Here is an 8,253-nt window from a genome sequence, read left to right as displayed (position 1 = left end):
AGCACGGTGGGTTTTGGCAATAACGGGCTTGCGAAAGCCAACTTGCACGGGGCGAATGATCAAAAAGTGCTCGCTGGCGGTGATAGGGAAAGTGTCGGCGCCGGCTTCACGGATTCAGGTTTCATTCTTGGCATGCAAGCCCGTGCGCACCTTAACGTTTTTTTGCATGAACTTTACCTTGAAGGCAAGGTACGCAATTTATCGGTGGGGGGCTGCCTGGTATATGTCAGTCTTGAAGACAGCATGGCACTCACCGTCAATCAGAGACTGCCAGGCGTGACCCTCGAGTTTCCCAATGGCGATACCTTCACGGCCGAGGGGCGTATCCGTCATATGCGTCCTTTTGGTAGCCATGATTATGCGGCCATTGGTATTGAGTTTATTAATATGACAGCCACTATGACCGAGACACTTTTCCATTATGTATCGGAATCTGAGTTCGAAGCCGCTTTTCGCTCGGGCCTGCAAGATAATGCTTCACGGGTGAAGTCACGGCTTTTTATAGCAGATGCTAAAGAGAAGAAGTTACAGCACAAAGAAGAGCGGGAGCAGATCCAAAACACCCAAAAAACTCCTTTATTACGAGGCATTCAGGAAATCGCTCACCAGCTACAAGTCATATTAATGTTTATAAAAAGTAGAGATATGCTGCCCGAGGAGAGCCTCTATGAGTGTGTTGATAGTCTCCTATATATGATTAACCAAGATCAGAAAGTAGTGAAGTACGCTCTGGCATTTTTGCATAACGAGCCCGAGTGGGTACGCCATGCCGTACAGGTGGCGAGTCAACTAGCGATGATATTAATCAGTCGTGACCCACACAACTCTCAGACACGAGAAGCGGTAGCTGGCGCCCTACTGCACACCATGGGCAAGCCACTGCTGATTAGTGAGAAACTGCCCTCACTTAAAATGCATATGTCACCGTCACAAACGGAAATACTTAAAGGGCACGTGCAAGCACTGGATCATAAGCTTTCAAGCCTTGGGTGGGCGCCCAGCCCCACCTGCCGTGACATTATTTTAAATGCTAACGAGCGTCTGGATGGCAGTGGCTATCCGGACGGTAAAACCGCAGATGTATTGTCAGAGCAGGTGCGTTTAATCAGTGTCATAAAAATTATCAACAAATTAACCCATGAGCGAAACAGTCAACAGCCACGACAGCCGCTTGATGCCTATCGCTGGGTTAATGACCTTCCTAGTCTTTATGAGAAATCATTACTTGTGGAGTATATCCAACACTTTGGCCTTTACCCCATCGGCAGCTTGGCTAAATTCTCAAACGGTTTTCTAGCCTGGATTATGGATGTTGACGCTAAGGGTATGCCCTGCAAAGTAAACGTCATTAAAAATTTGTCTTTCAAAGATACGTCTATTGATACCGTCCTTGAGAACAATGATTTCACCCAAATTGGTCGACTGGAGGGCACGGTGAACCCCTCCGATTACGATATTCATATGGTTAACCACGCCTAATTGACGATGCACCGTTGCTTTTGATGTTAAGCATACTCAAAATGGAACCGTTCCCATTTCATGAAGGCCATTATGTCATCTGCAGTTCGGCGTTCTACCATTCTTGAAGTCGCTCGTTTAGCCGGTGCTTCAAAAACCAGCGTTTCGCGCTATTTTGGCGATGAACGGGCACGTCTATCGCCCACTCTTCAGAACCGCATTGCCCAGGCAGCAAGCACCCTAGATTACCAGCCCAACCAAATGGCGCGTGGATTGAAGGGTGGGCGCTCCAAACTCATCGGGATGCTGGTAGCGGATATCCGCAACCCTTTTTCCGTGGCGATTACCCACGGTGTCGAACAAGCATGTCGCCAGTACGGCTACTCATTATTGGTATGCAATACCGACAATGATTCTGAGCAGGAGCGCCAGCATTTAGACCTTCTGGGTGCGTATCAGGTGGCAGGCTTAGTGGTTAATGCCACCGGCAGCCCCGAAACCCAACTACAGGCTTTCATCAGCCATGGAACGCCAGTCGTGCTGCTAGACCGCGAAGTCAGTAATGTGGATGCAGAAGTAGTAGGGCTTGATAACCAGCTAGCGATTGATAGCGCACTTGATCACCTTACTACCCAGGGTTACCAAGCCGTGTTGTATGTCAGTGAAGCCCTTGAGCAGTCGAGCACACGGCAACGACGGCTGGCCTGCTTTAACCAGGGAGCCCAACAGCGTGAGTTAAGCCATACAACGCTACTGTTAACAAGTGACACCAACGTGCTCCAGGCGCTAAGCCATTTTTTAGCCGCCCATCCCCAACACGCCTGTGCCGTACTGTGTGGCAACGGCAATGTGACCTTGACAGTAACGCGCCTTTTCCAGCAGCTAGGCCTACCGCTTGGTCAAGTCGGCTTAATGGGCATTGATGAACTCGACTGGTGCGATCTAGTGCCTCCTGGCATAACCACGCTTGCCCAGCCAACCGATGCTATCGGGAAAACGGCGCTTCACTGCTTGAGGCATAGAATTACATCTCAAACATCGCCGCAGCCGACAACATTGAGTTTTGCACCTACCCTAATCGCAAGAGGCTCCACCCGGCGTTAGCATTTTATGATCGCCCAAGCTTTATAAAAGCAACACAAATGGTATCGTTCCCATTAACCGACGACCAACAACATCAAGAGATGACTGACCATGTCCCACTCCTTTACTAACCCACCAGAAATCCTCACTTTTGGCGAAGCCATGACCATGTTCGTGGCTGACTCCCCCGGCAAGCTTTCCGAGGTTGAGCATTTCCAGCGCCGGATTGCAGGCGCAGATACCAATGTGGCGATTGGTCTGGCGCGTTTAGGGTTTCATGTCGGCTGGTTAAGCCGTGTGGGCAGTGATAGCTTTGGCGACTTTATTCGCAATACGTTAGAAAACGAAGGTCTGGATTGCCGTCATCTTCATACAGATACCCAGCACCCCACCGGGCTACTTTTTAAAGAGCGTGCACTTGGCGGTGCAGACCCAAAAGTGGAGTATTTTCGTCGCGGCAGCGCAGCCAGTTACCTAACCCCACAAGACGCTAGCGAAATTGACTTCGGCGCCCTGCGCCATGTACATGCAACGGGCATTCCCCCCGCCCTCTCCGCCTCTGCCCGTGAACTCGCTCACCATACGCTTAAAGAAGCCCGAGCTAAGGGTGCCAGTATTTCTTTTGACCCCAATCTACGTCTCAGCCTGTGGGCCAGTGAAGCTGACATGCGCGAGACGCTCAATGCCCTTGCCATGCTCTCCGACTGGGTATTACCTGGGCTTTCAGAGGGCCAACTTCTCACTGGGCAGAAGACGCCTTACGACGTAGCAGGCTACTATCTGGATCAAGGTGCCTCGGCGGTGATCATCAAGCTGGGGCCGGAAGGTAGTTATTATCGCGGCAACCTAGGTGGGCAGGAAGAGAGCTTTACGGTAGACGGTTGCCACGTAGCAGACGTTGTGGATACCGTAGGTGCTGGCGATGGTTTCGCTGTCGGCGTGATCAGCGCCCTGCTTGACGGTTGCTCGGCACGTCAAGCAGCCCAACGGGGCAACCTCATTGGTGCTCAAGCCATTCAGGTGGTTGGCGATATGGAAGGCCTACCTAACCGCCAGCAACTTCAAGCGCTTGAAACCGATCAACCCACTGCTTAATTCGCCCCGTTATGCTTTATTAAGCGCTTTATAACCAGGAGACAACAATGAAAAAACAACTAGTGGTTCAAGGACGACTCAGCGATGCTCAGTTAGCCGAGCTTAGCGGCTTGTTTGAGGTGGAGGTGCTGCCGAAAACGACCGCACTGAATGATCCTGCTAATCACGCTCTACTGGCTAACGTTCATGGCATTATAGGTTCCGGCTTAGCGATTACTCCTCAGCTTTTAGACGCAGCGCCTAAATTGAAAGTCATCGCGACTATCTCTGTTGGTTACGACAACATCCCTGTTGATGAACTGACCAAACGCGGCATCATGCTATGCAACACACCAGATGTGCTCACTGAAACCACCGCCGATACCGGCTTTACCCTGATCATGGCCACGGCTCGCCGGGTAGTTGAATTAGCAGAGTGGGTCAAAGCCGACAAGTGGCAAGCGAGTATTGGCCCTGCACTGTTTGGCAGTGATGTACATGGCAAAACCTTGGGCATGGTCGGGTTTGGACGCATTGGTCAGGCGGTGGCCAGGCGCGGCGCCCTAGGGTTTGGCATGAAAGTGATTTACTCCAACGCCTCTCCCAAACCTGAATTAGAAAGCGAATTAGGCGCGCAGCGTCGCGAACTCAACGAGCTGCTAGCCGAGGCCGATTTTGTCTGCGTGACGGTCCCTCTCACGGCCGAAACCGAACGATTGGTCGGTGCCCAGGAGTTCGCGCTGATGAAACCTTCGGGCATTTTTATCAATATCGCCCGAGGCAAAGTCGTCGATGAAAGCGCTTTAATAGACGCCTTGGAAAACGGCGTTATTCAAGCAGCCGGGCTGGATGTATTTGAGCAGGAGCCGCTACGCGCTACGTCACCGCTGACGAAGATGCCCAATGTGGTCGCCCTGCCTCATATAGGCTCCGCCACCCATGAAACCCGCGACGCCATGGCCCAGCGCGCGGTGGACAATATTCGCCTAGCGCTGCAGGGCGAACGCCCAATTAGCCTAGTGAATGAGGAAGCCTGCCGATGAGTACTGATACCTCGCCTTTCTGCTTACTCTTCGACTGCGACGGCACCCTGGTGGATAGCGAAATACTGCTTGCCGAGGTGATGGGCGCGATCCTTCCCGAATTCGGTTTACCCTTCTCAGCACAGCAGTATATGGACGAATTTAGAGGGGTACGTTTCCAGACGATTGTCCAAACGCTGGAAAACCGTTTTCAGGCTTTAGAAGAAGACGCTTTTCCCCAGCTTGAGGCGGGTATGCGAACCCGTATGGAAGCGCGCATGCGCACTGAACTTATCGCGATACCTGGCATGCCCGCCGCGTTAGAACAGTTAAGCAGCCACTCTAAAGCCGTGGTCTCTAATGGACCAGAGCGCAAAATTCGCTGCGCCCTGGAAAGCACCCAGCTGGGTCATCACTTTGCAGGTTATTTATTTAGCGCTTATACCCTCAATGTCTGGAAACCCGACCCTGAGCTTTACCTTAAAGCGGCGGCCGCCATGGGCTTTGCCCCCCAACGCTGTATTGTGATTGACGATGCGGCCGTGGGAGTGGAAGCCGGCCTAGCGGCAGATATGCACGTTATTCATCTCAACCATTTCCCGAACGAGGAAAGCACCCCCGAGGGCGCCGTGGGGATTCATCACGCAAGCGAACTGCCAGCGGCAATTTCACGCTTATCGACCGCCGCTATCGCTTAGCGGCAGGAGCGAGGAGGCTTTTAAAAGCAGGTCGCCATGTGTTCTTTCACGTTCAAGGCGTCATCGACCAGCAGCAGTTGGCGCCATTTATCAAACGTCAGGCATGGATGGGAGGCACCAAACGCAACGATGTCACCGATCTGAACGTCCTGGGCATCGTCAGATAGCCGCACGAACGTGTGCTGATCCATGATTTTCGTCACTTCCCAGCCAGCCACCGATAACGGCTGCGCTGGCGTACCAGCTTCCCGGTAGCGACGCAGGACAATGGGCAACTGATCATGTCCGATATCACGCTTACCTAGCGCCACAATCGCAAGCCCAGGTTCGGGAAGCGACTGCACTTGGGCAAAGACTTCCAAGGCAGGCACAAGCCCCTGTTGCAAATCCGGCCGACGGTCTAATACGGCCGATTGCGCTTCACGATAAAGCCCATGGTCGTGGACGATGTAGCAACCTGGGCGTAGCACGGGGTTAAATTTCCCCTGCAGTGGTGCGCCCTGAAAGGACTCCGCAATCACGTCATACCAGGCGGAACCTGACGCGGTGACAATCGGGTTTTCTTCAGCAAAGCGTCCAGCAGCTTCAAGCTCTACGGCAACATCCACCAGGTAGTTAGCATAGGTACGAATACCTGATTCGGGATTATCCCCGTGAACTACACCTTCATAGCCCTCTAACCCCACGAGGGAGAGCGCTGGCTCATTGCCAATCGCCTCTGCCAGCGAAAGAATTTGCTGCTGATTGCGGCAGCCACAGCGGCCTCCGGCCACGCCCACTTCAATCAGCACTGACAGCGTCAGCCCCCGATCGGCAAAAAAGCGCCCGAGTTGGCGCGCATTCTCATGGCTATCAACCACACAGTAAAACGTAGCACCCTGCTCAATCAGACTCGCGATGATGGCCATATTGGCATGGCCGACCAGTTGATTCGCCATCAGCAGCCGGGTAACGCCATGGGCAAAAGCGGCTCGACACTGCGGCGCAGTCGCTAAGGTGATACCCCACGCCCCCGCCTGAAGCTGACGGTGGAAAAGCGCGGGCGTCATGGTGGTTTTTCCATGGGGCGCCAAGTGAGCACTGTGAGCCTCTGCGAATCGTTGCATCCATATCAGGTTATGCGCGAGCGCAGCCTCATGCACCACCGCTGCGGGCAGGCTAACACCGGACAACAAATTAGGGCCGAGCTCCACCCCGCCTTTATCTACCGCTAATCCATGTGAACGCATACGCCTCCTTTAGAACGTAGCCGCCTATCTGAGTGTTAACTGACGCACCGCCAGCTCCACACCGCGCAGGCGCCCGAAAAGCGGCTAGCCGGGTGCCGTATTGCGCTGTTTATCATCAAGGAGCTGATGGCCGTGATGCGGGCGCAGTGGTAAACGTTCCTGCTCAGCTAGCTGCGCCACCGCTTGGTGTGTTCGCTTCCCGTTATCCGGCATGTTGTCGCAAGAAAGCACTGTAAAGGGAGCAATGCCTTTCTCACGGCGGTGCGCGGCTGCTGGGGCGAGGCAATATCGCCAATGATCATTAGGTCATCAACTCTTTACTCACCGCTAGCGGGGCTTAAAAAGTAGCCCTTCTCGGTCACCGTTAGTCGCCCACTGTTCTTCCAATTTATAAAGAACAATCACCTCTAACAATGATTCCGTGGCCCCTCCCCTGCAATGCATAAGACACGCGGCGGTTGGCGTAATTTATCAAAGATCAAACATGGAGCACTCAATTGAAAACCACCGTCAACGGGCTAACATAAAAAAAAGAAATATGTTTATAGCCAAATACAAGGTGATTTTATGCTCAACATTAATGGCTTTCATTACGGTACGTTTGTCGCATCGATCTTTACTCTAGCTGGCTGCACCGGCATGGGTGAGACGCACTCGACCACCGAGGTTCCTGGTAGAGCTGAGAGTGCAAAATCTCAATTATTAGAAGCAGGAGCAAGCATGATGCAAACGGACGCTCCCCCATCGCGTCTTAATGTTTACCTCGTCGGTTTTCATCCGCTAAAAAAAGAGCCACTGCATCAGTTTGAGGCCCATCACTTCTGTGATCAGGTAAACGAAGACTTCTTGCAGTGCGCTCTTTACGACGGCAATACTGATGATGCGAAGCTAAACGGTATTGAATACATCATCTCTGAAAAACTCTTTGAGCAACTCCCAGAAGAAGAGAAACAATACTGGCATCCGCATAACGGTGAAATTCTTTCCGGCCAGTTGGTTGCCCCTAATTTACCAGTAGTCGCCGAACATGAACTTATGAAAAGTAAGGTAAACAGCTACGGTAAAACATGGCATACGTGGGGTACAGCGCATAGTGAGGGCAATGAACTTTCATTACCCCTTGGAGAACCCTCTCTGGCGTGGTCGTTCAATCGTGACGGTGAGGCGCAACCTGGCCTGATTGAGGAACGCGACCAACGGATGGGCATTGATACCGAAGAGCGGCGTAGAGCACGGCAAGATTTAGTGCCATTAGCAAAGCCCCAGAGGGGCATTGATGCCTTGAAAGGCGAGTTTTCTAGGCCAACAAAGCCAATCCCTGGCGTCGAGGCCAAGCCTTCTTATTAAAATAGTTTGGCGAGAAAACCTAGTGGAAGATCTAGATCTCGGTGGCCGACTACGGCGTCACACATAAAGCGGAATATATCTAAATGTGTTGCTGGCTAACTGCGCATTGCTTGCGCTCTAACTCACTGGGCTGAAAATTTCCACTGTGAATGGCTACTGTCATTGAAAGCAACTTAAAGAAACCAAGAGTAAAGCAAGGAAACTTAAAGTAACGAGCTAGGTAAGTACCTGATCTAAAGTTTTCGTGTAATATCCATGCCAGGATTTCTGACACGGACAGAACCATGGAAAAACGCTTCGTTGCCCCTCTCACTGAACCTGAACAACAGACGCTGACCTCCG

General features: G+C 52.3%; 8 protein-coding genes and 1 pseudogene. 6 read left to right on the top strand and 3 right to left on the bottom strand.

Annotated features, from left to right (window positions below):
• The 5 genes from V8L70_RS22240 to V8L70_RS22220 all read left to right on the top strand — a co-directional run.
• On the top strand, window positions 1-1,479 hold a 1,479-nt coding region (locus tag V8L70_RS22240; protein ID WP_336270616.1), incomplete at its 5' end, for an HD domain-containing phosphohydrolase.
• Between the two features lie 72 nt (window positions 1,480-1,551).
• Window positions 1,552-2,562, top strand: a complete 1,011-nt coding sequence (locus V8L70_RS22235; protein WP_101146671.1) for a LacI family DNA-binding transcriptional regulator — start codon at window positions 1,552-1,554, stop codon at window positions 2,560-2,562.
• A 90-nt stretch (window positions 2,563-2,652) separates the two neighbouring features.
• On the top strand, window positions 2,653-3,636 hold the full coding sequence (locus V8L70_RS22230) for a sugar kinase (RefSeq protein WP_101146669.1): 984 nt from the start codon (window positions 2,653-2,655) through the stop codon (window positions 3,634-3,636).
• A 47-nt stretch (window positions 3,637-3,683) separates the two neighbouring features.
• Window positions 3,684-4,658 carry a 2-hydroxyacid dehydrogenase gene (locus V8L70_RS22225; protein WP_101146668.1) on the top strand — a complete coding sequence of 325 codons (975 nt, stop codon included), beginning with the start codon at window positions 3,684-3,686 and terminating at the stop codon, window positions 4,656-4,658.
• A complete protein-coding gene (locus tag V8L70_RS22220) occupies window positions 4,655-5,335 on the top strand; it encodes an HAD family hydrolase (protein WP_101146667.1) in 681 nt (226 codons plus the stop codon). Before V8L70_RS22225 ends, V8L70_RS22220 begins: the two co-directional genes overlap by 4 nt.
• Window positions 5,336-5,355: 20 nt before the next feature.
• On the opposite strand, the gene V8L70_RS22215 is transcribed toward V8L70_RS22220, so the two are convergent.
• Window positions 5,356-6,564: an amino acid deaminase gene (locus V8L70_RS22215; RefSeq protein ID WP_101146666.1), complete on the bottom strand. Its 1,209-nt coding sequence runs from the start codon at window positions 6,562-6,564 to the stop codon at window positions 5,356-5,358.
• Window positions 6,565-6,723: 159 nt separating this feature from the next.
• Window positions 6,724-6,932, bottom strand: a pseudogene (locus V8L70_RS22990) (mannitol dehydrogenase family protein); the annotation flags it as partial.
• 199 nt (window positions 6,933-7,131) lie between these two features.
• On the opposite strand from V8L70_RS22990, the gene V8L70_RS22205 reads away from it, so the two are divergent.
• Window positions 7,132-7,911: an OBAP family protein gene (locus tag V8L70_RS22205; protein WP_232774891.1), complete on the top strand. Its 780-nt coding sequence runs from the start codon at window positions 7,132-7,134 to the stop codon at window positions 7,909-7,911.
• Window positions 7,912-7,990: 79 nt separating this feature from the next.
• Here V8L70_RS22205 and V8L70_RS22200 read toward each other — a convergent pair.
• The coding region (locus V8L70_RS22200) for a hypothetical protein (protein ID WP_336270611.1) at window positions 7,991-8,253 on the bottom strand (263 nt) is incomplete at its 5' end.

The organism is Vreelandella arctica, from assembly GCF_037070215.1.
In the GTDB taxonomy this organism is placed as follows: domain Bacteria; phylum Pseudomonadota; class Gammaproteobacteria; order Pseudomonadales; family Halomonadaceae; genus Vreelandella; species Vreelandella arctica.
This window is presented reverse-complemented; position numbering and strand designations above follow the sequence as displayed.